The sequence below is a fragment of the Anaerosporobacter faecicola genome, from assembly GCF_012070565.1.
In the GTDB taxonomy this organism is placed as follows: domain Bacteria; phylum Bacillota; class Clostridia; order Lachnospirales; family Lachnospiraceae; genus Anaerosporobacter; species Anaerosporobacter faecicola.
This window is the reverse complement of sequence record NZ_JAAQRO010000049.1, coordinates 31491-57498: the sequence shown is the minus strand read 5'-3', so window position 1 is coordinate 57498 and position 26008 is coordinate 31491. Positions and strand designations below refer to the sequence as shown.

The window sequence follows — 26008 nt, the reverse complement described above, 5'->3', positions numbered from 1 at the left end:
TTAATTTATAAATACTTTTTTTCATTTTTACTATGATATTAAATAACTGCTTAAATCATATTTTTAATCATCACACCCCTTCCGCATTACTATTCATGACAATTTGAAACATAGGTACTTTAATTTCAAAATACATAAACACCTACTTCCAAAAATAATAACCATCGGGAAAATCTTCATCACCATTTTTATTAAATGTAGGTTTTAATATTTTTGTTTTATATTGTTGAAAGTAGTCGTTTAATGCATCTGAACTAACCCGATATTCACTACCATCTCCGTATGTATTGCCATTTATCTCAATATCATAATAACCTTCATGCCATTGATCCATTTCAAGATTTTTAAAATAAACGTCACCATAAACAAGTTTATCTTTTATATTTTTTGCACTAGTTACTTTAAACTTTACAAAAGCTCTTACATATGTTCCCATACTACTATATAGCGATGAAGGCTCTACTGAGATAATTTCTGACTTTATAATAACCTTATTTTTTTTCATGTCACTAACATATCTTTTTATATCACTAACTGAACCATTTTTATAAGTAGCACATAATTTCTCTACCCATTTATCATTAATTTTCTTATAGTTTACATTTAGCCGGTATGTAAGATTCTTTTTTACAATATCACACCAATAGTATAAATACTTATCTAACATCTGCCTATTTTCTTGTACTGTACCTTTATAAGCTTTATCGTTTTTCATTTCTACTGGGGGACAATAAGTTTCATATAGTACAAATTTTGAATTACTTTTCACTCTTTCATATCTAAACTTCATCAAATAAAAACTATTCGGAAAACTTGCCAATATATAATCAAACTCCTTCGCATTCACTGGTAACTTCGTGGTCCTTGTTAGTTGACCATCTGGTGACATCACACTTCTTTTTTTCTTATTAACAAGTTTTTTAATAACTGCTTTTGCACCACTATGGGTTATTGTATTGTTTCCTCTAAATTCTCGATCCTGGGTGCATTTTCCATTTGTATAACCTATGATGATTCCTTTCCCAAATACTTGTACCACATCATCTCGGTAATTTTTCATTATGTTACTTAAATCCGATATTCTCTTAAGGTTTACAATATTCTCATATAGTTTTGTTACTTCATTTCCATTAAGATATATGTCCGCCCGATTTGTAAGTACCGCACACTCTGTTCTTGTCATTTCTTTTTCATATGTAAATTCATTTTCTGTTTCTAATAAGCCTGTTTTCATCGCTGCCGTAATATAGGGTTTATCTTGTGTCGTATCAACCGTAACGTTCATAGCTTTGATCAGTAGTTCAAAATACTGCTCGATTGTAATGTTTTTGGTTGTTGCAGTTGCCACTTGTTTTGGTATTACCAGAATTGTAAGTACAAGTAACAGAATAATTCCAATGTTTCCTTTACACTTATTTTTCAAACGAATTCCTCCATGTAAGCTCACTTGTATTTTCATGCCTTTTAACCTTTTTATTCACTTTTTCACTTCTAACCAAATGAAATATTGCCCTTGCTTTTCATAGTACATCAAAACAATTATTGTTACTCTAATTAAATGAAATAGCGCAAAGACTACTCAACAAAACATGCAAATCAACTTAAAAAGTCTTTGCAATCATGACGTATTGGTTATGTAATTCTCTTAAAATGGAAGTTCTTATTGGGAGATTTAGATTATTAAGAATTGAGAATGTAAAGAACTACCTTCTCTTCTAGTGAAAATGAATAACTTAAGAATGATTTGAGGCAATTAAGGGAGAAAAAACGGTTTCTCGCTCAATCATTTCCTAATTATACCATATCATACTCTTATTTTACAATACTATTTTCTATATTTTGTAAATCAAATATGAATAACGGTTATCAACGCGGCTTAGATATCTGACAGCTAAATATCTGACATAGAAAAGCCATAGAAAAGATTAGGGAATCAAGCGGATTCTATATATAACCATTACATAACCTGTCAAATCCTATTATTATGGCATTTATAAACATAGAAAACAGAGGTGACAATATAAAAAATTATCACCTCTGTTTTTGTTTTAGAATTATTATACGCTTTACTGACCGTTTAATTTTGAAGTATTAGCAATCCATCTTACTTACTCTGTTTGACCAATACTTGCATTAATCTTCCCGCTATATTCGGTTACCGTTAATTTGGCAACCATCGTACGTTCGATGACATTCCGATTGTAATCAAAATGTCGTGTTTCTTCCTGTCGATTCATTAAGAAATCAATGGCTCTTTGTTTCTCTTCTGTGTCAAGAATTTTAATGTTCGCTTTTCACATTAAACACTTATATCGCATTGTAACATCCTTAAGTTTGGGCATCAGCTCCATTACATGCCCACAGTCCATCTCAAAAGAACAAACGCCATTCTTTTTCATCAAGTCAAGTTTTCTGCCTTCCATTGCACCATGTATGTAAAAATAAATCTGCTCGTCAACAAACTCATACCCAAAACTCAACGGTACAACATACGGATAAAGTCCATCTGACAATCCAAGACGAATGGTGTCGCATTTCTGAATGATCTCCTTAATCTTCTTAAAATCTGTTACTTCTCTATCTTTTCTTCTCATGTAAAATTCCTCCCCTATCGATATCTCATTATCGTTTCATCACTCCATATATGTGCCTCAATGTACCGTTCTGGTCCAAATCGTCCATCATCATTCCAATCCTGAGGCATTCCATATCGGTCGATAATATCTAATATCTCCTCGTAACGATAGAGCTTTTTCCGATATTCTTTCTGATCGGTAACACGTGGACTGAATGTCGGATGGGAATCCCCATAGGTAAAGGAAACGGTAGACAAATCGAATTCCTCTATCGGAATCTTAATGTATGCACAATTTTCGAACCAAGTACTTAACCAAGGACTATGCTCTACAACCATATAATGTGGAACTTGCCGTTTGATCACACCACCCTTTTCCAGAAACTTCTCACGCAAGATTGCTTCATAATGGAGACGATCTTCCACATATGTGTCCTGTCGTTTCGCACATTGAACATGGGGTTTATTCACTTTGATTTTTGCCAAGATTTCTTTTGCTTCTTCTACCGTCACGTCCGATAGATTACGAAATGGACCAATTGTTTTGTCATAATAATGATAAAGATACATAAATCTCCCCCTCTTTACTGCCTGCCCTCGTCTATTAAGCAAACGAGGCAACGATTTTAACAAATTACCCTCCGGTTAGCTACAAAACACGAATGTAAACCATATGGATAATCCGCAGGCCCGATCATCGGTAATCCCCCCCTTCAATCAATCGATTGAAGGGAACTCCTCTCGCATTGATGAAAGACGATTCCACTCTCTAACTAACCCCTAGTAAAGCAGCCACCATCCCAATCAAGCCAAAAGTTAGCATCACATATCCTCCTTTCCATTATTAAAATCTCCATGTCCAATCATCGCCAAGCATACCTGCGATGGCAAATAGTAAAACCAACAAGCAACTACAGCAAGATTGTACAATTGCTGATACCAGTTCGTAGAACTAACTGTCAGATAGGCTCCCGCATTCATGATTGCCACATGAATATCACACAGTACAAAAGCAGTCATACCAATAGCAAACCAACAACGTTCCCTGCTTTCTCTCTTGCGTCTCCACCCCATGATCAGATTGCTGATCAGATGAATCCCATAATACCCACAAAGTACAAGAACGATATCAAGTGGTATGTGTAACACATACTGTAGCATTATCAGTAAGACCGCTAAAACACTAAGATGTACTACTTCTTTTTTGAAAAATGCTTCCTTCTTCGCACTACAATACATCGAATATATCGTCTGTACAACAGAAAAACTTACCAATCCAAAAGCAAATTCATCTGTAAATAGAAGAAAGTAATCAGAGACCAACGTAAAAAAGAGACCTGCCAACATATAGACAGACCTCTTCTGTTTTTTCCCTAAGAGAACATAGAGGAAACATAAAAGAATACTTGTATATTTGATGATGGAACTCGTATGAGCAGTGCCATCACATAGATCAATCATTAGAAAGGAAATATAATTCACTAATTGCAATCCTAAGAATATGATCGTTTGCATTCTTTCTCTCCTCTACATTTTATTATATTGGTCCAAAAGATCATTCGCAGCCTTTTTAGGAATTGGCTTACTATAGAGAAATCCCTGTGCCAATTTACAATCAACACTGCGTAGAAAGTCTGCCTGTGCTTCATATTCTACACCTTCTGCGATGACATCCATCTCCAGATTTCTAGCCAGATTGATGATGCTGGCTACGATTTTCTGATCACACTGGTTTTCAATAAGACGATCCAAGAAACTCTTGTCGATTTTAAGATTGCTTACTGGCAACATACGCAGATAATTCATCGCGGAATATCCTGTACCAAAATCGTCCAATGAAAAATGTACGCCAAACGCTTTAATCTGCTCAATTACATCAATGGAATATTCTATATTATCTAACACGACGGTTTCTGTAATCTCAAGTTCAAGATGCGCTGGATTGATTTCTGTGGTATCCAGTGCTTCTCTTACCATCGCAACAAGATCGGTATCAAAGAACTGTCTTCCTGACAGATTCACTGCCATCGTAATATCATCAAAACCTTCCTCTTCCCACTTCTTCAATTGTTTACATGCTTCAAACATAACCCACTTACCAATTGGTACAATCAGACCTGTTTGTTCTGCAATCGGGATAAAATCTCCTGGAAGTATGATGCCTTTCGTTGGGTGATTCCAGCGTACCAGTGCTTCAAAACCAGCGATTCGATTGGTATCCAAATCAATCTGGGCTTGATAGAACACTTCAAATTCATTAAAATCGATGGCTTGTCTTAATTCTGACTGCAATTCAATCTTATTCATCAAACGTTGATTGATGCTTTCTTCATAAAAACAATACGTATTCTTTCCTTTTTCCTTTGCTGTATACATAGCCAAATCAACATTCTTGATCAAGCTCTGCGTCGTTTTTCCATCTCTTGGTGCATATGCAACACCAATACTAATCGTGACGAAGAATTCCTTTAAGGATAAGACAAATGGATACGAAAATACTTTCTGTATCTTACGAATTTTCTCTTCATATAGTCCTACATCTTCGATATTTTGTGATAATACAATAAATTCATCTCCACCAAAACGTGCCAGGTAATCATTCTCGTCAATGGCTTGTTTTAGTCGATGACTAACATCGATTAACAACTCATCTCCATAGGAATGTCCCAAAACATCATTGATATTCTTAAAATTATCAAGATCAATATACATCACTGCAACGACTTCTTCTTTACGAAGGGTATTCATCACATCATCCAACTTTTCTGAAAATGCTGTTCTGTTTGGAATCTCCGTTAAATAATCGGTATATGCTATTTTTCTATTATTTTCTTCACTACGTTTTAACTCTTCATATTTCGTAGAAAGTTCTTTTTGTGTTTTTGACACTTTTTTATAAGCGTTCTCTAGTTCACTATAACTTTCTTTTAATCGTTCTTCCGCTGATTTGGTTTTATATTGCGCAATAGCTCGTCGTTTCACTGCTATAGCTAGTGCAAGGATTACAATAACTAATACTATAATTAAAGCAATTATAATATTACCCAAGGTTCGATCGATTTCGTAAATATGGCTTCCATTAACTAGTATACCCGTCTGTATAGCCACAACTTTTACCTCCCCAACTAGAAATTAGTACCAATGTACTATAAAATGATTCTTACTGATTATACCATAGTTTATAAACCTTTCCAACTTTTTTTCATATTTTCTTATTATTCTTTAACGTTAACTTCCGAATTTTACGAAAACTTTTTGCATTAAGCCAGGTTTATGGTATAATTTTATAAGAAATACGATATTTCAAAGGAAATTTACTGATGCATTTTCGTCATTATGCACAATTACTTACCATATTCAGGAGAGACAACTATGATAACTAAGAAAAAAATAGCGTTATTCATCTCACACATATTCGGTGAGTACCAGCGAAATCTCTATGCTGGTATTATGAACAAAGCCGCTGAGTACAACTATCAGGTTGACATCTTTGCCACAAACGACGGTGAATCACCAGAAGAACTTGGACAGGGTGAAAGCAACATCTTGAAGATTCCACATTTCAAAGATTATTGTGGTGTCATTGTAGCTTCTGGAACATACCTTGACCTTCATCTGAAAGAACAGATTACAGAAACACTTAAAGCTTCCTGTTCCTGTCCGATTTTAGAGATCAATCAAGAGCCTGGAGAGTTCTATACCTTTTCCATTGATAACAAAGAACCCATGAAGGAATTAGTAACCCACTTAATTCACTCCCATAAATATGAACGGATTGCCTACCTCGGGAATTTGCAAGAAAAAGAATTCTCCATGGAACGTTACCAATCCTATCAGGAAGTACTTCAGCAAGAACAGCTTCCCACTTATGATTCTTTTCTTGCCTGGTGCATACCCGAACTGAATTCCGTAGAAACAGCTATCCATTCGTTACTAGAAAATCCTCATGGTGTTCCTGACGCAATTGTATGCTACAATGATTCCATCGCACTGATCGTTTCCAAAGTTTTAGAAGAACAAGGGTATCGAATTCCTTATGATATTGCTATAACGGGATATGACAACTTAGAAACGGCTCAATTCAACATTCCTTCCATCACTTCCGTTGAGTTTCCTATCACCCAGTTAGGCGAGTTGGCAGTCGATGCAATCTTACAACTATATTCAGGAGAAACGATACCAAAACATACCATCGTACCAGCCCACCCTGTTCTTCGCAGCTCTTGTGGTTGCTATCAAACGCAAAGACAGTCCTTTAATCACTACAATCTTACTTTAATCGATACCATATCGAAAAGGGAACGAGAGATGTTTATGGATATTAATTTATCAGCTTCTCTTGTCAACATAACGGATTTGGATGAAGGTTTGGAGATTTTAGAAGAATTCCTACGAAAGATGGACGGACTAAGCGATTTTTGTTTATGTCTCTACCCAGATTGGGATGCGTTATCCGATTCCATTCGAAGCATGACAGAAACCGAAGACCCAATACCAAATCAGGATCTGCTTCTTCTTAAAATGGGCTTGCATAACAAAAAACGAGTGCCAGAGTGCACCTTCAAAAGTGAAATGGTGTTACCACTTCCTTTTTATTCAGATGCAACAGCTGCTTATATCTATCTGCCATTGTACTACAAAACCAAAACCTTTGGCTATGTTGCGCTCTCCTACGAAGGAAACTCTGTAAAACACAGTTTCAGCTATATGCTTTGGCTTCGCAACATCAATAATATGCTTCAAACAATCGTAACCAATCAGGAACGCACGGCTTTGGTACAGCAATTAGAAACCCTTTATCTTCGAGATGAATTAACAAACTTCTGGAATGCCAAAGGACTACGCAAACAGTATGAACTTCTGAAAGCTAGAACCGATACAACCGTGCAAAGAATTACCATGATCAATCTGCAACTTCATGAACTACAACAGATCAAAGAACGATATGGGCAGGAAGAAGCTCAATTGTGTATCGGTGTAATTGCAAGAGGAATCAAGAGTAATCTTGATGAGGGGGCACTCTGTTCCAAAACCAATACAGATACCTTTCTCTTGCTCCTTCCTAACCTATCAGAGGATGAGGCAATCAGCCTCCAGAATAAAATAGAAAAATATGTACAAAACTATGTGCACATTCATAAAAAGGAGTATACGCTTCCCTTTACTTATGACTATGCAATCGTGACGATAGAGGACTTAGAACACTTACTACCCCAGTAATGCATTTTTACGGTACTCCGTAGGGGATACTCCACATTGTCCTTTAAAAATCTTCATAAAATGTTTATCATTCTCATACCCAACGGCTTTTCCCACATCGGCAATTTTCATATCGGTGTTGGACAAAAGCCGTTTTGCTTCTTCCACACGAATTTCTTTCAGATAATGAACAAAATTATTCCCTGTATATTGCTTAAATAATAAAGAAAACAAAGAGTAATTCATAGAGATATGATTGGACACAACTGCCATGTTCAAATCTTCGGTATAATGTTCTTTAATATAAGAAATTGCCGTTTGAATCTTCTGCTTATTACGAAAATCATCATACTGTGTCATAATACATTGATTTAATTCTTCCATACAAGAGCGAAGTATTTTTACATAATCTGATAAACAGTCTATGGAAAGAACGGGACTTGGTATCTGTTGGTCAATAGATTCCTGGAATGCATTGCGGTATGTTTCATAGATTCTTTTTCGCAACGTACCAAAGGTTTTTTCTGTAAGATCCGCTGCCAATTGTCCCATTCGAAACTGATAACTGATATACTCCAAACTCTTACATGCTTCCTGGCATTTATCCGTACCTACCATCTGCACGATCTGCTCAATTTCCTGTTCTAGTTCCTTATATATCCCTTCCTTTTCCATACATGGTTCATAAACGATCAGTTCACTATCCGCAAGAAATGCATGCAATCTTGCAGTATAGGCTTCCTTGTAAGCCGTATGTAGTTCTTCCAAGCCTCTGTGTTCTTGACTTTTTCCCACATAGTATCCTCGAAGTTCTGTCTTTCGCAAACGTTCTCCCTGCTCTATTTCCACGATAAAGATACTCTGTTGGTTGACATTGGGAAGATACCAAACGCCCTCCTGTTTCTCATACTCTCCTTCATAATTGGTACAATAGAGCTGATAGGAACCGCTTAAAAAGTTAGATGAGACTTGTTCTATAATCAATTTACAGGAATCTGTATCATTGGCATCATGAAGCATTAATTCTTTCAACTGTTGGTAGCCAATGTTCTGCATCGCATTTTTCGTTTGCTGATTCTTTTGTAGTTCTTCTTCTAATTTATTCAGAATTTCCGCTAATTGGGTTCTCTCAATTGGTTTAAGTAGATAATCCTTTACCCCATATCGAAGCAATTCTACTGCATAAGAAAAATCATCGTAGCCACTAACAACGACCACCAACGGCACATGTTTACAATTCTGTAATTCTTTTACCAACGTAATTCCGTCCATTTTGGGCATTCGAATATCGGTAATGACCACATCTACTTCTTGCGTCTGAGCAATATCCAAAGCTTCTATACCATTCTTGCACTCCATAACCATTGCAATTGGTACGCCAGAACGCAACGCCATCGCTTTGATTCCCTGTCGGATCATTTTTTCATCTTCAACAATCAGCAATGTATTCAGCCTAATCCCCCCTATGCTATCTATATTTCTGTTCTTATTGTACCGGTTCAAAAATTGGTTCAAAGGACCGTTTCGTAATCGGAATTCGCACGGATACTTTTGTATAGCACCCTAGTTTCGATGCAACTTGGATGCCATACTCTTTTCCAAAATGAATCTGGATTCGATCCTGTACATTCTTTAAGCCAATTCCTTTTCCCTTTCCTACATTAATATCGATATCCTGTTGGATTCTTTCCCGTAACTGTTTAACTTCCTCTTCCGTCATTCCCTTTCCTTGATCCGATACCTCAATAACGAATACATCCTTTTCCACGATTCCTTTAATATAAATGTTTGTATCCTCTGCTAAGTCTTCAATCCCATGTGTAATTGCATTCTCTATAATAGGTTGCAAGGACATCTTTGGGATTTCCTGTTCCCACAAAAGATCAGGAATATTAAGGGATAGATAGATTTCATAATCAAAGCGTAGGTTCATCAATGCTACGTAATTTTGTATATATTCGATTTCTTGTCGTAGGGTTACATTCTTTGCCAACCCTTTCATGCTATACCGAAGCAGGATTCCAAGGGAGGTAACTGCATCGGCTATCTCATATTTTTCTTCAATTTCTGCCATCATCTTAACGGATTCCAGTACATTATAGATAAAATGTGCATTGATCTGGTTCTGCAATGCCCGTATTTCTGAATTCTTTGCCAGTATCTCCCGATTCAGATTATCCTTCATTAATTGGCGAATCTTATCTAACATGATACCAATCTGATCCGATAACTCGCCAAGTTCGTCCGTTCCACAATTCGGCATAACAACATCCAGATTACCACCTTGTACTTCTTTCAGTGCTTGGAAGATCTTATAGAATCGTTTTACCATGGTTCTTACAACATAATTGATCACAAGTGCAAGCAGTGCCATGATCGCTAGGAATATACCAATATAATGCCAAATCATTTTGGAAAATGCACCACTCAACACATCAAGTGATAGCACTTCAATATACGTTCCACCTAATTCCGGAATGGATTTCACACACAAGATTAGATTATCTCCATGAAGGGAAATCTTCTGTGTCTTGTCCTTATATTCTCCATCTTTCGTTTTTGCTATATCCATAACAGCATCTATGTAGGGAACCCAACGGCTTTGTTCATTCTCGTCATAATACGCATGTCCTTCTTTATCAATAAAGCAAGCCCATGATTCTTGTTTTGTATCAAATAAATTAGGAAATACATTCTCCATCTCAACTGCAACTTCCACATATCCTAAATTCCCATAGGTGTAACTTGGTATCTTCGTTGTTAAAGACATGATATGTTCTGATGGTTTCACATAGGCATTTCGGAACATATCATCTACATAATTAAAAATCCAAGAAGACTGTAGCTGTTCCTCTTGTTGAATCTTCTGGTTTTTCATTCTACGTGTGTGGTATAGAATTGGCATCATCTCCATGAGCTCCTCACTATCCACATAAACATGAATGGCATAGAGATAAGGATTACTATTAACAAGGCGTTCCATGCTTACAATATCTTCCCGATTGTACTGCATTAAGTCTTCCACCGGAATCTTCTCTTTTGAAAGTACACGTTCGATAAAAGAAGTTAATCCCACATTGTTAAGAAAAACCTGTGTTGACATATTACACAATTCCACGCTCTTTTGTACATTAGCATACACTTGATTTGCGGAGGACTGTACTAAGAAACTTTTGTCTTTCGTATCACGGGATTCGATGTTTCCTAAAATGACAAGGAACAATACAAGAATAGGAACAAAAGCAAAACAAAATACAGTAACTGATATTTTCTTTGTAATCTTCATATGATTCAATGATTTTTGTATCTTTGTCATCGTATTCTCATGCCTTTCTTTTCTTTTCTTTTATCTTACCATAGTACGACTTCTGTTCCAATCTATTTCGACATAAATTAACCTTATTCAACAACACAAAGCAGGCCATCCATAATTCTTTATGAATAGCCTACTCTATAAGAAATGATGTTGGGGGTTAAAGGGTATCCCCTTTGCATCCTAGGGATTATTGAAGTCCTAATTTTCCTTTTGCTTCGTTCATTAATTCTGTTTGTTTCTCTATTAATGTATCTAAACCATAATCCTTTCTCTTTTGGATGAAGTCATTCCAAATCTTATCAAATTCCTCTTCTGATCCAGATAACAATAATTTTGGTAATACAACACCCCATTCATTATCAATCTTAGCCTTTATATCTGCTTCTTCTGAATCAGCTACTAAGGAAATATCATACTGAGAAGTTGTCATTACATAAGGATATGTCCAACGTTCCATCTGTCCAAGTGGTTCTGGAGTAGGTTGTGCCCATTTTAATGCCATCGCGTTATCTTGGAACATCCAATATGTTGAGTCTGCACCGTATTTTTGATCATATGCTGTACGGTCTGTATTACATAATTCTTTTACATCATCATGCATGGTTTCAACACCATTTGCATCGTAATCCCATGTTTCTCCTTCAACACCTAACCAAGTCATATGTTGTCCATGTTCACTCATAAGGTAAGAGAATAATTGGATTGCACGGTCTGGATTCTTACAGTTTTTCGAAATCATATTCACACACCAACCATTAATACCAGTGCCTGGTAATGTATAAGCATCACCTTTGGAATTCTTTGGTCCATCTACAGCAATGTAGATACTGTCTGGGTCATTGGCATATAAGATTTTTTCTTGATCTTGTAAGTCTGTTCTTTGGTATAACATACAGAAGTAACGTCCTTGTGCGATCTTTTCTTCCATCTGTGCTCTCTTATCAATAAAGATATCATCTACTAAATATCCGTCTTGGCATAGTTCACGGAATGTCTTCAACCAACGAACAAGTTCTGGATCTGTGTAACGGTCATAGTATTGTCCATCTTTTTCATAAGGGATTGCTAAGAAGTTACATAAATACTGGTCAAATGATACATTACCAGTTGCACCAAATTCATGTGCTCCCACAGGGATCAATGGTTGTCCATTTACTTCTGGGAATTTTTCAGCGGCTGCCTTTACTGCTGCTTTGAATCCCTCTGGTGTAGTCATATCTGGGCTACCAATTGCTTCATAGATATCTTTTCTTACAAGGAATGTCTGGTTGGAAGAAATGTTATCGTATTTTTCATAATCAGCTGGTGAGAAAGAGGAGTTTGGATAACCATAGATATGTCCATCTTCTTTTGTAAACCAGCCAACACGTCCTTCGTCAGCTACGGTGAACCAGTATGGATCATATTCTTTAGCAAGTTCATCAAGTGCATAAACCATACCATCTTCAATAATTTGGTTAACCTGACCTTCATACCAACCAATTGTTAAGATATCAGGTAATGTATCAGAAGCGATTAAAGAGTTTAATTTTTCAGCTTCATTACCAGCTGGTACGATGAACTCAATATTACAACCTGTTTCTTCTGTAATCTTCTTAGATACCAGATTTTCTCCCCATGGAGTGGTAAACCATGAGAAATTGATATACCAAGTGAAATCAACTTTTTCATCTGCATGTTCCTGCCAACCTGGTGTAGCTTCTCCTGTCTGCTCTGTATCTGTTGCTTCTGTTGTTGCAGCATCCGTTTCCGTTGCTTCTGTTGTTACCGTTTGATTTTCTTTGGAATTGTTGTCATTTTTCTTCTTACTACAGCCGACACTTGAAAGGACCATCGTTGCAGCTAGTAACAAAACAATACCTTTTTTGAACTGTTTTTTCATAGTGTTTCCTCCCTTTACATTATGATTGAAATCTATTCCTTAACTGCTCCTACCATCATACCTTTTACAAAATACTTCTGCAAGAATGGGTAGACACAGCAGATAGGCAAAGTAGTGATGACCATTGCGGCCAATTTGATTGAGGTTGATGTTGTATCTGACGTCTGAACCTGTACCGATATATTTCCTGCCATCTGTGAGGACTGTACTTGGGCAACCAAACGATATAAGAAAGTTTGGATTGGTTCTAGGTCCGTTCGATTGGTCATATACATCAATCCACCAAAGTAATCATTCCATTGTCCTACTCCTGAAAAGAGGGCAATTGTAGCAAACACTGGTTTCGATAATGGAATAATGATCCGTCTGAAAATCGTTAGATCATTTGCTCCATCGATCTTCGCTGATTCTTCCAGTGCTGCGGGAATCTCTTTATAAAAATTGATAAAAATCAACAAGTTAAAGAAATTAAATGCTGCTGGTATTATGTAAACTAAAAAGTTATTGAGTAAATGCATGTTCTTAAACAATAAGAATGTTGGTATCAATCCTCCTGAGAAGAACATCGTTACTGTACCGATTGCCATATAGTATTTCCGTCCAATTAGATTTGCCTTCGATAATGGATAAGCTACCATTGCGGTAAATAATACATTGACCGTTGTACCAATTAACGTTTTTGCAATCGTCACTTTAAAAGACTGCAACACACTACTGTTAGAGAATACGCTCTTATAATTTGCTAAGGAAAATTTTCTTGGCCACCAATAGATTCCCCCCTGCAATGCATCCGTTGCATCATTCAATGAATTCACAATGACATACCAAATTGGATATAAGCATAAGAAACATATTATTAGCATGAAGATAACATTGCATGTATCGAATATGATTGTTCCACGGGAACGTTTAATTTTACTTTTCATTTTCATCGAATCCCTCCTAGTATAATGATCTGCCAAGGCACTTTTTACTTGTCTTATTCGCGAGGAATAACAAGATCAATGCAATGACTGATTTAAAGAGTCCGACTGCTGTAGCAAAGGAGTATTTCCCCATTGTCATACCAACTTGGTAAACATATGTATCGATAACCTGACTTCTTGATACATTAATTTGATTTTTAAGAATCAGAATCTGGTCAAAATTCGAATTTAACAATCCGGAGATTTGTAGAATCAACATCAAGGCGATGGTTCCTGTAATCGATGGTAATGTAATCTTTAAGATTTTCTGCATCTTCGTTGCACCATCTACCGTTGCTGCCTCATACATCTGCTGGTCAACTCCTGCAATTGCCGCCAGATAGATAATGGCTGACCAACCAAGTTCTTTCCAACTATCCGAGATTAAGGATAACCCCCAGAAATACTTCGGATCACCTAAAAAAGATACTGGTTCTTTCAGAATATGTGCCGAAACAAGGAAATCGTTGACCACCCCTGTTTTGGATAACCAGGTAACTAAGATACCACCAAGTACAACCCAGGATAGAAAATGTGGTAAATACGAAATCGTCTGTGCCAATTTCTTAAACTTAACATTTCGAATCTCATTTAGTAATAATGCAAATATGATTGGTAATGGGAAACCAATGAGTAATTTTAATAAGCTGATTCCTAATGTGTTCTGCATGATGTTTACAAAATTATCATCTGCAAAGAATTCTTTAAAGTACCTTAATCCGACCCAAGGAGCTTCCGCGATTGTCTTCGTAATCTTAAACTTTTTAAATGCAATCACGATGCCTCCCATAGGTATGTAGTTAAATACAAGCATCCATAGCACACCTAACAAGGCCATGATCTGTAAGTATTTTTGATTAAGGAGACGCTGTTTGAAGTTTCCTTTTCTTTTGTGCCTTCCTTTCGGTTGCTTTGCTATCATAGCTGTATCCGCCATTTTCATCCCTCCGTCTTCTTTATACCATTATTATACTTGGTATCATTTTTTCAGTTAATGACCGTAATTTTAATTAGGTGTCATTTTTTTAGTGGGGAACTGTTTGGACATCGTATGAAGAGTACGTGCATGACATCGTTGGTATTGGCATTCCAACCATTATTATTTAAAAAGAAACCGAATTCCAAACTTTCTTTTGAATGGTAATCCTATGTCCTTCCTTGATCTGTTCATCGATTTTCTCTTCTGTTAAGTCCTTCGTTTGATAGTTTTCTTGGTAATACCGTGTGGCTAATGCAATCTTTTCCTGAATCTGAACCAGTTCTTCTTCCGATAGCTGCATCTTCTCCTGCTCTTCCTTAGGAATCGTCAACAGAATATTACTTGCCTTTTCTTTACTAGAAGTGATTTCTTCCGCTTCTAACTCATATCCCTCTATTCTAGCTTGCTTATAAAGCAATTCATATCGAATGGCGTTGTCCATAGCTTCTTGCTTCATTACTTCCCCAATGGTTCTTCCGTCTCCATAATCTCGTTGCATATACTCTTTATCATTCATAAAGGATGCATACAATTGCCCCTGCATCTTTGATAAAGTGACATGATACATTAATTCATTAAGGTAGAGTGACGTATCATCAATAGTAAGAACAATGGTACTTCTGCCATCATACACGTCTTTTTCACTTGGTTTTCTTAACAGAATTGTACCAACACCTATTACTATCAAAAGACTAAGGAGCACACCTACAAGTCCCATATATTTTTTCTTCATCTTTCTCCTCTTTTCTGCCGCAGCAAATCCCAATCATATAACTATTACTTTGTAATTCGTACTGTAGCAATACTATGTGCCTTCACTACAAGTTCCGCTCCATCTCCATAATGCCGTAATACTACAGGAAGATCTTCTGACTGTCGGTTTAATAAAACAACAACTTGTTCCCCATCTGGATTGATCCATGCAGTTACTTCGATACGATCCGTATAACGGGTCACCAGGAATCGTTTTGCTCCTGGCTTGATAAACTTACTAAAATGTCCAATGTAGTAATAGGACAACCGTTTCTCGTATGTTCCATTTGCTGCATTAAGGTGAATAGGCGCTGCACAATAATTGCCTACATGATTGGGACCACCTTTTTCATCTAGAACTAGATTCCAATCAAGGAATCCCTCCATGCCAGCATTCAGATTTCCAAGAATATCATGGCCATACATCTCTGCTTTATATACATCATCTGAATCCATAAAACGACTGTATTCCACACACCCCTCTGTAAAGAACAATTCCAGGTCCGGATACTGTTCTCCTACCATTTCAATCGCTTCAAAATGATCTCCGGTATACCAATGGAATCCAATTCCATCAACATAACGAGATGCTTTTTGATCTGACAAAATCTCATCAGCTCGTTCATATAGAAGTTCCTTATTATGATCCCATATAAAGATCTTGATGTTTTCTAAGCCTTCTTCTTTCAATGTTGGTCCCAAATAATCTCGTACGAACTGCATCTCTTCCTCTCCACTATAATGGCAGGAATCCCATTCCTGTACGGCTTCTGGTTCATTCTGCACGGTGATTCTTGTGACATTAATCTGCTGTGAATGGCAATCCTTTATATAACGACAGATGTATTTTGCCCAAAGTTTTCGATATTCCTTTTTTAATTTTCCACCATGATTCATCTCTTCATTCGTCTTCATAAATGCTGGTGGGCTCCATGGAGATGCCAGAAATTCAATCTTGCCAGGTGCTGCTTCCTGTGCCAAACGAATCAATGGTACCACATATTGTTGATCCCTCTCTCTTGAAAAAGTCTCCAACGTGAAGTCCTGTGGTTCTTCCACATACGCATAGTTACCTAATGCAAAATCACAGCTATTAATGGAAACTCTCCCTAATGTATAGCCAATCCCTTCTTCTCCATAATATGCCTTTGCAATTTCCTTCTGCTGCTCTTCACTCATCTGTGAAACGGTATACCCTGCTGCTTCGGTAAATGCACCTCCAAACCCTTTCATGGATTGTTTGGTTTTCTCTGGATATAGGTTCACCACATTCATGTTTCCTACAGGTGTAGAATTCACTACACCTGTGGTCTCTAAAAATTGTTGTTCTGCATAATTCGTTGTGATCATTGTATATTTCAATTTCGTTTTACCTCCTATGGGGATTTGTTGAATTCTCTTAGCACACGATTGAAATCTCTCTCGCTTCACCATTTCTAACACGAATTGCCGCATCACCAAGAATCCGATTTTCCTTCCATTGTTGTTGTTCTCCATTCTCCCAAAGAATCGTAATCTGGGTTTGCTCATATCCCCCTGGAACCTGATCTTTCTTTTCTGAGAATTGATAGCGTACCGTTGTCTTTTCGAATAATCGAGCTTCAATTTCTAATGATGGAGGTAACAGATAAGCAGGAATCACCGGTTTCAATTGAAAAGCAAGTGTGCCTTCTTCCATAACAAAAGGTTGTTCCCCAAACATCATAATCTGCCACATCGTTAAGAATTCTGCTGTAGACCCACTTAATCGAGCCACAAAACCTTTTCCATGTATCTTTTCATTGGGATTTGCACTACTTGCCAAGAAAGAAGAATTCTCAAGGACGCTTCTTCCATAACTCTCATACTGTAAAAATGGGATACATGCTGTTTTCATATCACAGAAAAACTCCTCATATAAACCAGCTCGCAACAATTCCAACAGATATTTGTATTCCATATGGAGCCAAATTGATTCATTCTCTAACCACCCTGGGGTAAATGCCTTGCAACGTCCAATCTCATAAGAAACTTCCTTAAGTGGAGCATTAATCTTATACATTGCTAACTGTTGATCATAGAGTTCACTATTCTTAACTTTCTGATATAAGGATTTCTTATCCTCTTCTTTTTTCAAAATCTTCATATACCGTACTGGTCCTTCTAAGAAGTAAGGCATCTTAGTCACATCAAAGCTTGTTGGAAGAATCCCATTCTCTTGCTCTTCATATGTACGTACCTCATAAGAAAAATACGTTGGGCATAAACCATTGCCATATCGGACCGCTTTTTGAATTCCCTCTTCGATAAACAGAGACCATTTTTGTAGTAATTGAAGCAGGTATCCATTGGATAAAGCACGTTTCTTTCCCGAAACACCGAATACCGTTTTCTCCCGATATTCTTCTTTTCTGTCATTGATCGCATTCCAAAATGTAAGGATTTGATCCTCTTGTACATTCTGTTGTTTTTGTTGTGTATTTTGTTGATCCGTTATCTCCTCAAGCTGTTCCATTAGCAACGCCAACTCTTCCATTACAATGACAGACTGGGTATATTTTGTTAATTCCTCAATAACGAAATGTATCATACGGCTCAATTCATACGTTTCCGCCATGGAAGATCCAAAGATTCCTGGCAGACCATTTAAAGCATCATACCAGCCCGGCTTTCCACCTTCCATCTCAATTCCCATACCATAAGGATCCAGTGTAGCAAACTTAAGGGTGATTAATAACAATAACTTTTCTGCCAATGTACCTGTTACCACTTCTCCATTTCCATATGCACTACGAAGTTTCTCATTATGCATTTCCTGTTTTCTCGTACGGTCAAGAAATTGATATTGTCGAAGACCTTTCTCTGTTTTCACATATCGTTTTCTTCTAGGCAATACCACAACCTTCGTGTCAAAATAGGTATAACTATCATCTTCAAATAGTAACTCTTTTTCCTTCTCAGGATAGATGCGAAGGTATTCCTCAACTAGATCTAGATTATACGTCCAATGATCACTCCAATATCCTTCTCCAAAGGTTCCAGCAGTGTCCTGTGTTGCTTCATTCAGCACATGTTCAAAGAGTTCTTGCACTTTTTCCTTCCTTTTTTCCAGCTTTTCTTCCAACTTCATATATAATCTTCCTGGTGTAAAAGCAGTTTCTAAAACCTCATTAAGAACTTCCTTCTCTTCATTGGAAAGGTTCCGCAATAGTTTTTCTTTTCTTCCTGGCTCCACCGTATACTGCACCAGATCAACAGAAAGAGGATTATAACCATCAACCTGTATCAGATTGTAGAATGTTTTGATATTACTAGTTCCTACCTTCGGCTGGAATCGTACATCTTCTCTTCGATTTTGATTGACATCACGGTAATTACCATTTCCCTGGGAATAGTACTCCGGCAACATACGGAAATAGTTATAATCTCGTTCAATATCTCCATGTTTTCTTGAATAAAGATAGAATACTTTGTCCTTTGTTAGAGAAACAGGATACCCTCCACGTAAGACATTATCTAGATAGGTTTGTTTACAATACTCATCAAACAAAGCATTTCCTGTACACGTATGGATGGAATCACAGATTGCTTCAATGATCGCATTTCCTTCATTCCGTTTTCTTTCATAGTACTCTGGCTGTAAAAAATGTTCTTTACAAGCTTGTAATCGTTCCTTATCCTCAACCTGTCCATATAGTTCATATAATGTCAATGTCTCTCCAGGTGCTAGTGTTCTCTTCTCTCCAAAGAAGCAACATGGTAAATTATTTTGGGTTACTTGTTTTATCTGAAGCAATGAATTGATGGACTGCTCCATAAACCCCCGTGCCTTTTCCAATCCTGTATCATACTGGAATACCACCTCCGGATCTACCAAAGGAGAAAGTTGTTTTCCCTGATCTGTTATACAGAATCCAAAATTACCACCCGTTACATCTTGTACACTTGCCGTATCCTCCATACTAACACGAACACGAATATACGGTATTTTCGTTGAAATATCTTCTACCTGCATCCATGCTTTTGTCGTCTGTCCCATCTCCTTCATTGAGCCCATATTGACTCCATAAGGGATTACTGCTGGCATACCATCTAGGATTTCTAACTCACAACTCTCCTTAGAACGATTGGTTACCATCAATTTTCGCATCAGGGCACCTACTTTTTCATTAGGAAGAATGGAATAGACAACAGTAGTCTCTAACTCCTGCATAAAATCCACTTGTCTGATTTCTAGCTCATTCTTCCCAATCGCCATTATGGTGTCCCTCTCATCATTTTGAAATGGCTCACTATATACACCGTTCTTCTTAAGAAATGTTCGAAATCCCTGTACCTTTACATTTTGATATGCCTGATGTGCTGGAAAGAATTCCATGATTGCACGGTCTTTACAGTCGATACCAAAGCTAGTCACTGCCTGTCCACGATTTACGTAATAACACCAGATTGGAATTCCTTTTTCTCCTGCAATTCCAGGTAAAAAACTGGCGAAGGTTGTTTTTTCTCCATAATTCTTTATCTCATATCTTCTCTTTTGGTCTAGCATGTCTGTTCTTCCTTTCCTACGGTTTGCTGTGTTGTTCGCTTTATTACCCAAGTGTTATAGAAATCCGAATCGTTGCTTCAACTGGATACTGCTCCACTATACTTTTTGGAAAACGCACCTTGCTGCCTTTTCTAAGCAGGCATGCAGTTTCTTGCTGCACATCTTCTTCATTTACTTTAACTTCTTTGATTTCATAATCGCCATATTCTTTTTCTTTTGGATTTCGATATATCACTTCTATGAAATGTCCACTTAGCATGGTACGGATACTTACCTGTTTCTTTTCATCAAATTGCTCTAGCAACAATTTAGGTTCTAATACAAGGTCTCCTTCTTCTCCCCGAACACCAAACATCTGCGTTACAACAGTCAATGTCATCCAACTTGCCGCTCCCGTCAGATAGTGGTACATACCTCTTCCTTTCTCATTAAAATATTCAGGTATACCAGGGTAAATCTTACTCACTTTAAATGTGTTGGCATGTTCACACAAGGTTGCAATTGCTTTATATCCTTCCTTCACAAATCCTCTCTGATACAATACATACCCATACATCACAGTCATATGGGAAAATACCGCGCCATTTTCTTTATGCCCATAGGCAAATCCGAACATTCGCCCTAGATTTTCTTTCACCTCATGGAAATTCGTATTAAGCCGATAACCGCCTAATTCTTTCTGATACAGGTACCGATCTGCTGCCTGCACCATTTTCTTTACTTGTTCTTTCGTTGCGGTTTCCGACCATATGGTAAATACCTGACTTGTAAGCATCATGCGGTTTCCCGTCAATGCTACTCCCTCCACAGGCTTTCCATCGTTATCGTAGTAACCGTTGAACCAGCCTGCTTCGCCATCACTGATCCACTCCTGTTGGCGAATATGCTGCTTGATCCACTGCTCCATCTCTGTCATCTTCTTGGCAATTTGCTTGCAACAAAGATTTCGCTTCATTCCACTTATTCGTTTACTTGTATATGTACAATAGTTCTTTAATAGTTGTCTCTTCTCTTCTATTTCATCATAGATCGCTACCGATGGTTCAAGTAACACCTGCAATTCCTGTGCAACTGCAATCTCATGTATCCCCTTCTTCTCCAGAAGTACGAACAAGTCGTGAAGTATATGGAAATTCCCTGCATATGCTGCGGTAAATGCAACACTTTCTCCTCTTGTTCCAGCCATGTCAAGCGCATCATTCCAATCTGCATCTCGTAAACGCATATGATTATGCTCTCCAACATCATAAAAAGCTGCCAGATTTTCAACGAGGATATGTTCCATTACATTCCCTCGATATATTGTTCCTTCTTCCGTTCGTAGGAAATTGCCCTCCTTAAACTTCCAATCTTCATCCACTGCTTCTCCACGATGGATTTGCTTATCTTTAAAATATGTTGTCTCCTCTTGTAAAATTGCAAAATCACCCGTTTGTTGTATGTAGAGATTGGTGGTAAGAAGCGGCCAAAAACCATGATCCATCCACATTCGCGTTATGTTATTCCGATCTGCAAGAAATTCTCCTAGTCCCGATCCAATGATTGTTGCATTACTTCCATCAAATCGTATGCCAGAATAATTGTTAATGATTGTCTCTCTTATACTCTCCGGATCACTCAGCGTAAGTGCCAAGCAGTCTTGCCAGAGATCACGGAATCCACGTCCGCCTTTTCCGTAATCATGATGAGGCAAGAAGGAACAACCATAGATTCGTCGAAGTATTGGCTGAAAGCTTACCCATTGCATCATTTGATCAAATGATGTCTGTTTCGAATGTATCTGAATTCTCTTTTGACTTGCCCAATACTGTTGCATACGATCAAAATCTTGTTTCACAGCTACCTCGCTGCGATACTTGTTTATTGTCTCTACAATTCGTTTACGATCCGTATCTGCACCGATAAGAAGCAGAAAACTACATTCCTCATTAGGTAGTAAACGTACCTCTTCAAAACAGATTCCTCCAAGTGCCTCATAGCCTGTGATCTTTACACCACGCACTGTCTTCTCCTTCTTGGTATACAATGCTTCCGGTCTCAGAAGATCCCCGCCTTCCCCAATATATTCTTCAATTGTAGGGTAAAACCCGATCGGTTTTTTCTCATCAAGCAGACAACCTGACACATAGTAGTTCATCTCATTTCTTTGATGACCTCTCTCATCAAAGGAAAAGGTTGGTTTTACAAAGACTCCATCTTCTGTTGTTTCGATTTGATGTAGCAAGGACGTTACATGTCTATGATCACGTATGTTATCTGCTGAACGACCATAGATTGGTATGGCTGCCGTTGCCTCGAATTCGATGGCTTCTTTTCCAAGGTTACGGATCTCTACTTTCATGATTTCTACATTCTGTTCTGTAGAAACATAACTAAGAATCTGAGCCCCAATCCCCCATTCCATGGAAACTCGATACATCTTCTGATAAAGAAAACCTCCTTCTACAAGTGTCTTTTCCTTCTGAGGAGTACCTTGTTTTCCTAACTGCCCATAGGACATACCTGTAGCTGACCACAATCCCTTTCCTTTCACATTACACCAAAAGTTCCGGCTGGATTTGTTATTGTGCAAGTCTTCAATACTAACCGGTTGCAATAGGAAATGATTCTGATCCAACTTGCTGTCTCCACCAAGCATTGGGGACGTGCAACTTTTCAACCCCTGTTCATTGGCAATGGGAAAATACAATCCACTAACCATCTCTGGATCAGCCAATTGAAATCTCCCTGTCTGATCAATAAATCTACATATATCCATCTCATTTCCTCCTATATCTTCTATTCCTGTAAAAGTCAATTTTTCTTTCTTACTTCGAATGTTTCTTTCTACTTCCATTATAAAAATACTGTTACAAGATAAAAGGGTGTGAATTTTTGTTAAGGTCTATATTTTTTATACTGGTGGGATTCCTAAATCCCTGTGCCAAACTATAAACATTTAAAGTAATACAGACTATGTTGGATGGTAAGCACGGATATACGGTTTGAATACACGATAACCAGACACTACACAATGAAATAAGAAATGACAGATTCTTTCCCATCTGCTATGATAGATAATATGTTCGCAGGATCTCTTCTTAGTAAATACGAACTACATATGAATGATTAAATCTTACTTAACAACAACACTTGGAGGAAAAACATTTCAACCCACTGATTCACAACATGAAGGGATTTCGCACCTCTGTTTTTGGGTAAATGATATTGAAAAGCAACAATCGCTCTTGCAAAAGAAAGGAATACAAAGCTTTCTCCTGCATCACGGACAGAATATATATGAAGTAAATGGTGGAAAACTTTTCAAGTTACAGGCTCCAGAAGGAACAATTATTGAATTTCGAGATAAACGTGATTGTTAAGAAATGTTAAAAAGCCCTATGTGTAGGATATGTATTATTCCTATTCCTCACATAGGGCTTTTGTCTAAAACTATAATTATGTTTTACTAGTTTTACTATTCGATCGCTTTTGCTATTAATTATTTATTGGTAAGGTATTCGTCAATTCCCTTAGCAGCAGCTTTACCAGCTCCCATCGCAAGAATTACAGTAGCAGCACCTGTTACAGCATCTCCACCTGCATAAACACCTTCTTTTGAAGTCTTACCATGTTCTTCATCAGCAACGATACATCTGTATTTGTTTGTATCCAAGCCATGTGTTGTGGAAGAAATTAATGGATTAGGACTTGTACCAAGTGACATGATTACTGTATCTAATTCAAGTTCGAATTCAGAGCCTGGAACCTCAACTGGTCTTCTTCTACCAGAAGCATCTGCTTCACCAAGTTCCATCTTCACACACTTCATACCTTTCACCCAACCGTTATCATCAACAAGGATTTCTTTTGGATTCGTAAGTAGATCGAAAATGATTCCTTCTTCTTTTGCATGATGTACTTCTTCTACTCTGGCTGGAAGTTCTGCTTCACTTCTTCTGTATACGATATGAACTTCTGCTCCAAGTCTTAATGCAGTTCTTGCAGCATCCATTGCAACATTACCACCACCAACAACTGCAACTTTCTTACCACCAACAATTGGTGTATCATATGTTTCATCAAATGCTTTCATTAAATTGTTACGAGTTAAGTATTCGTTTGCAGAGAATACACCGTTGGCATTCTCACCAGCGATACCCATGAATTTAGGTAGTCCAGCACCAGAACCGATGAATACTGCATCAAATCCTTCTTCATCCATTAATTGATCTACTGTTGTGGATTTACCAATAACAACGTTCGTTTCAATCTTAACACCTAGCGCTTTCACGTTTTCAATTTCACTTTGAACAACTGTTTGTTTTGGTAGACGGAATTCTGGAATACCATAAGATAATACACCACCAGCTTCATGAAGTGCTTCGAAGATATGAACTTCGTAACCAAGCTTTGCAAGATCTCCTGCACATGTAAGTCCTGCAGGGCCAGATCCAATTACCGCTACTTTTTTACCGTTCAATGTCTCTGCAGCCTTTGGTTTGATATTGTTTTCTCTTGCCCAGTCAGCAACGAAACGTTCCAATTTACCAATTGAAACTGCATCGCCTTTGACACCACGAACACATTTTGCTTCACATTGTGATTCCTGTGGACATACACGACCACATACTGCTGGAAGTGCCGAATACATGCTGATTACATGATAGGCTTCTTCTATATTGCCTTCTTCAACCTGGCGAATAAATCCTGGAATATCAATGGATACTGGACAACCTTGTTGACATCTTGGATTTTTACACTTCAAACATCTTGTTGCTTCCATCTGTGCTTCTTCTTGGTTATATCCAAGACATACTTCTTCAAAGTTTGTAGCACGTACTTTTGGTTCTTGTTCTCTAACTGGGATTCTTGTTAACATATCCATTAGTGGTCACCTCCGCATCCGCAACCACCATTTTTATGAGTGGCTCCTTCTCTTTGTCTCAACAATGCTCTTCCTTCTTCTGTCTTATACATCTGTTGTCTCTTCATCGATTCATCGAAATCAACAAGATGTCCATCGAATTCAGGACCATCAACACATGCGAATTTAACTTCTCCACCTACAGTCAGACGGCAAGCACCACACATTCCAGTTCCATCAACCATGATTGGGTTCATACTAACGATTGTTGGTATACCCAGTTCTTTTGTTAAGATACATACGAATTTCATCATGATAACTGGTCCGATGGCAATTACTTGATCATACTGTTTTCCTTCATTATTAACCAAATCTTTAATTTTATCATTTACATTACCTTTGAAGCCATATGAGCCATCATCGGTAGCAACATACACGTTCTTTGCAACTTTCTTCATTGCATCTTCAAGAATGATCAGGTCTTTATTACGTGCACCAATGATACAATCAACATCATACCCTTGTTCGTGCATCCATTTAACCTGTGGATAAACTGGTGCAGTACCTACTCCACCTGCAACGAATAAGATTTTCTTTTTTTTCAGTACTTCTGGATCTTCGTCAATTAATTCTGATTTACAACCAAGTGGGCCAGAAAAATCTCTGAATGTATCGCCTACTTCGTAAGCAGCCATTCTTTCTGTAGACGCACCAACAACTTGGAATACAATCGTAACGGTACCCGCTTCTCTGTCATAATCACATACTGTTAATGGAATACGTTCTCCTTTTTCATCCATTTTTACAATAATGAATTGACCTGGGTAACATGATTTTGCTACTCTTGGAGCTTCAATATCCATTAGATAGATATTGTTTGCTAAAACTTCCTTTTTACGTATTGTAAACATAACTTTCCTCCATACCTATAATCTTGTCGTGACATAATTGCCCTTAATTCATAA

The 26008-nt window shown here is 37.5% G+C and carries 19 protein-coding genes; 2 read left to right on the top strand and 17 right to left on the bottom strand.

Annotated features, from left to right (window positions below; genetic code table 11):
* Window positions 1–142: 142 nt before the first annotated feature.
* The 6 genes from HBB17_RS18775 to HBB17_RS18755 form a co-directional block, all read right to left on the bottom strand.
* Entirely contained in the window at window positions 143–1423 is a 1281-nt protein-coding gene (locus HBB17_RS18775) for a hypothetical protein (protein ID WP_167959027.1), read from the bottom strand.
* 685 nt (window positions 1424–2108) lie between these two features.
* Window positions 2109–2237 carry a hypothetical protein gene (locus HBB17_RS20675; protein ID WP_274380800.1) on the bottom strand — a complete coding sequence of 43 codons (129 nt, stop codon included), beginning with the start codon at window positions 2235–2237 and terminating at the stop codon, window positions 2109–2111.
* Between the two features lie 57 nt (window positions 2238–2294).
* On the bottom strand, window positions 2295–2594 hold the full coding sequence (locus HBB17_RS18770) for a pyridoxamine 5'-phosphate oxidase family protein (RefSeq protein ID WP_167959026.1): 300 nt from the start codon (window positions 2592–2594) through the stop codon (window positions 2295–2297).
* 14 nt (window positions 2595–2608) lie between these two features.
* Entirely contained in the window at window positions 2609–3145 is a 537-nt protein-coding gene (locus HBB17_RS18765) for a hypothetical protein (RefSeq protein WP_167959025.1), read from the bottom strand.
* A 252-nt stretch (window positions 3146–3397) separates the two neighbouring features.
* Window positions 3398–4090, bottom strand: a complete 693-nt coding sequence (locus HBB17_RS18760; protein WP_167959024.1) for a lysoplasmalogenase family protein — start codon at window positions 4088–4090, stop codon at window positions 3398–3400.
* 12 nt (window positions 4091–4102) lie between these two features.
* Window positions 4103–5683, bottom strand: coding sequence for a putative bifunctional diguanylate cyclase/phosphodiesterase (locus HBB17_RS18755; protein ID WP_167959023.1), 1581 nt, complete (start codon window positions 5681–5683; stop codon window positions 4103–4105).
* A 264-nt stretch (window positions 5684–5947) separates the two neighbouring features.
* Here HBB17_RS18755 and HBB17_RS18750 point away from each other — a divergent pair, with 264 nt between their 5' ends.
* A complete protein-coding gene (locus HBB17_RS18750) occupies window positions 5948–7795 on the top strand; it encodes a substrate-binding domain-containing protein (protein ID WP_167959022.1) in 1848 nt (615 codons plus the stop codon).
* Here HBB17_RS18750 and HBB17_RS18745 read toward each other — a convergent pair.
* From HBB17_RS18745 to HBB17_RS18705, 9 genes are all read right to left on the bottom strand, one after another.
* Window positions 7784–9217, bottom strand: coding sequence for a response regulator transcription factor (locus HBB17_RS18745; RefSeq protein ID WP_167959021.1), 1434 nt, complete (start codon window positions 9215–9217; stop codon window positions 7784–7786). The genes HBB17_RS18750 and HBB17_RS18745 overlap by 12 nt on opposite strands.
* Window positions 9218–9260: 43 nt before the next feature.
* On the bottom strand, window positions 9261–11090 hold the full coding sequence (locus HBB17_RS18740; RefSeq protein WP_167959020.1) for a sensor histidine kinase: 1830 nt from the start codon (window positions 11088–11090) through the stop codon (window positions 9261–9263).
* A 187-nt stretch (window positions 11091–11277) separates the two neighbouring features.
* Window positions 11278–12972, bottom strand: a complete 1695-nt coding sequence (locus HBB17_RS18735) for a type 2 periplasmic-binding domain-containing protein (protein WP_167959019.1) — start codon at window positions 12970–12972, stop codon at window positions 11278–11280.
* 32 nt (window positions 12973–13004) lie between these two features.
* Window positions 13005–13904 (bottom strand): carbohydrate ABC transporter permease, encoded by a 900-nt coding sequence (locus HBB17_RS18730; RefSeq protein ID WP_207717379.1) that lies wholly within the window; start codon window positions 13902–13904, stop codon window positions 13005–13007.
* 10 nt (window positions 13905–13914) lie between these two features.
* Window positions 13915–14874, bottom strand: a complete 960-nt coding sequence (locus tag HBB17_RS18725; protein ID WP_238483806.1) for an ABC transporter permease — start codon at window positions 14872–14874, stop codon at window positions 13915–13917.
* 166 nt (window positions 14875–15040) lie between these two features.
* On the bottom strand, window positions 15041–15649 hold the full coding sequence (locus HBB17_RS18720; RefSeq protein ID WP_167959018.1) for a hypothetical protein: 609 nt from the start codon (window positions 15647–15649) through the stop codon (window positions 15041–15043).
* A 44-nt stretch (window positions 15650–15693) separates the two neighbouring features.
* Window positions 15694–17031, bottom strand: coding sequence for a glycoside hydrolase family 30 protein (locus tag HBB17_RS18715; protein WP_167959017.1), 1338 nt, complete (start codon window positions 17029–17031; stop codon window positions 15694–15696).
* 37 nt (window positions 17032–17068) lie between these two features.
* Window positions 17069–20197, bottom strand: a complete 3129-nt coding sequence (locus tag HBB17_RS18710) for a hypothetical protein (protein ID WP_167959016.1) — start codon at window positions 20195–20197, stop codon at window positions 17069–17071.
* A gap of 43 nt (window positions 20198–20240) precedes the next feature.
* Window positions 20241–22955 (bottom strand): GH36-type glycosyl hydrolase domain-containing protein, encoded by a 2715-nt coding sequence (locus tag HBB17_RS18705; RefSeq protein ID WP_167959015.1) that lies wholly within the window; start codon window positions 22953–22955, stop codon window positions 20241–20243.
* 346 nt (window positions 22956–23301) lie between these two features.
* Between HBB17_RS18705 and HBB17_RS18700 the strand changes: the two genes are divergently transcribed.
* Window positions 23302–23559 carry a VOC family protein gene (locus tag HBB17_RS18700; protein WP_167959014.1) on the top strand — a complete coding sequence of 86 codons (258 nt, stop codon included), beginning with the start codon at window positions 23302–23304 and terminating at the stop codon, window positions 23557–23559.
* Window positions 23560–23678: 119 nt separating this feature from the next.
* On the opposite strand, the gene gltA is transcribed toward HBB17_RS18700, so the two are convergent.
* Complete coding sequence (gltA, locus tag HBB17_RS18695) at window positions 23679–25064, bottom strand: NADPH-dependent glutamate synthase (protein ID WP_167959013.1); 1386 nt, start codon at window positions 25062–25064, stop codon at window positions 23679–23681.
* Complete coding sequence (locus tag HBB17_RS18690) at window positions 25064–25954, bottom strand: sulfide/dihydroorotate dehydrogenase-like FAD/NAD-binding protein (RefSeq protein WP_167959012.1); 891 nt, start codon at window positions 25952–25954, stop codon at window positions 25064–25066. The genes gltA and HBB17_RS18690 overlap by 1 nt, the downstream gene beginning before the upstream one ends.
* Window positions 25955–26008 lie beyond the last annotated feature (54 nt).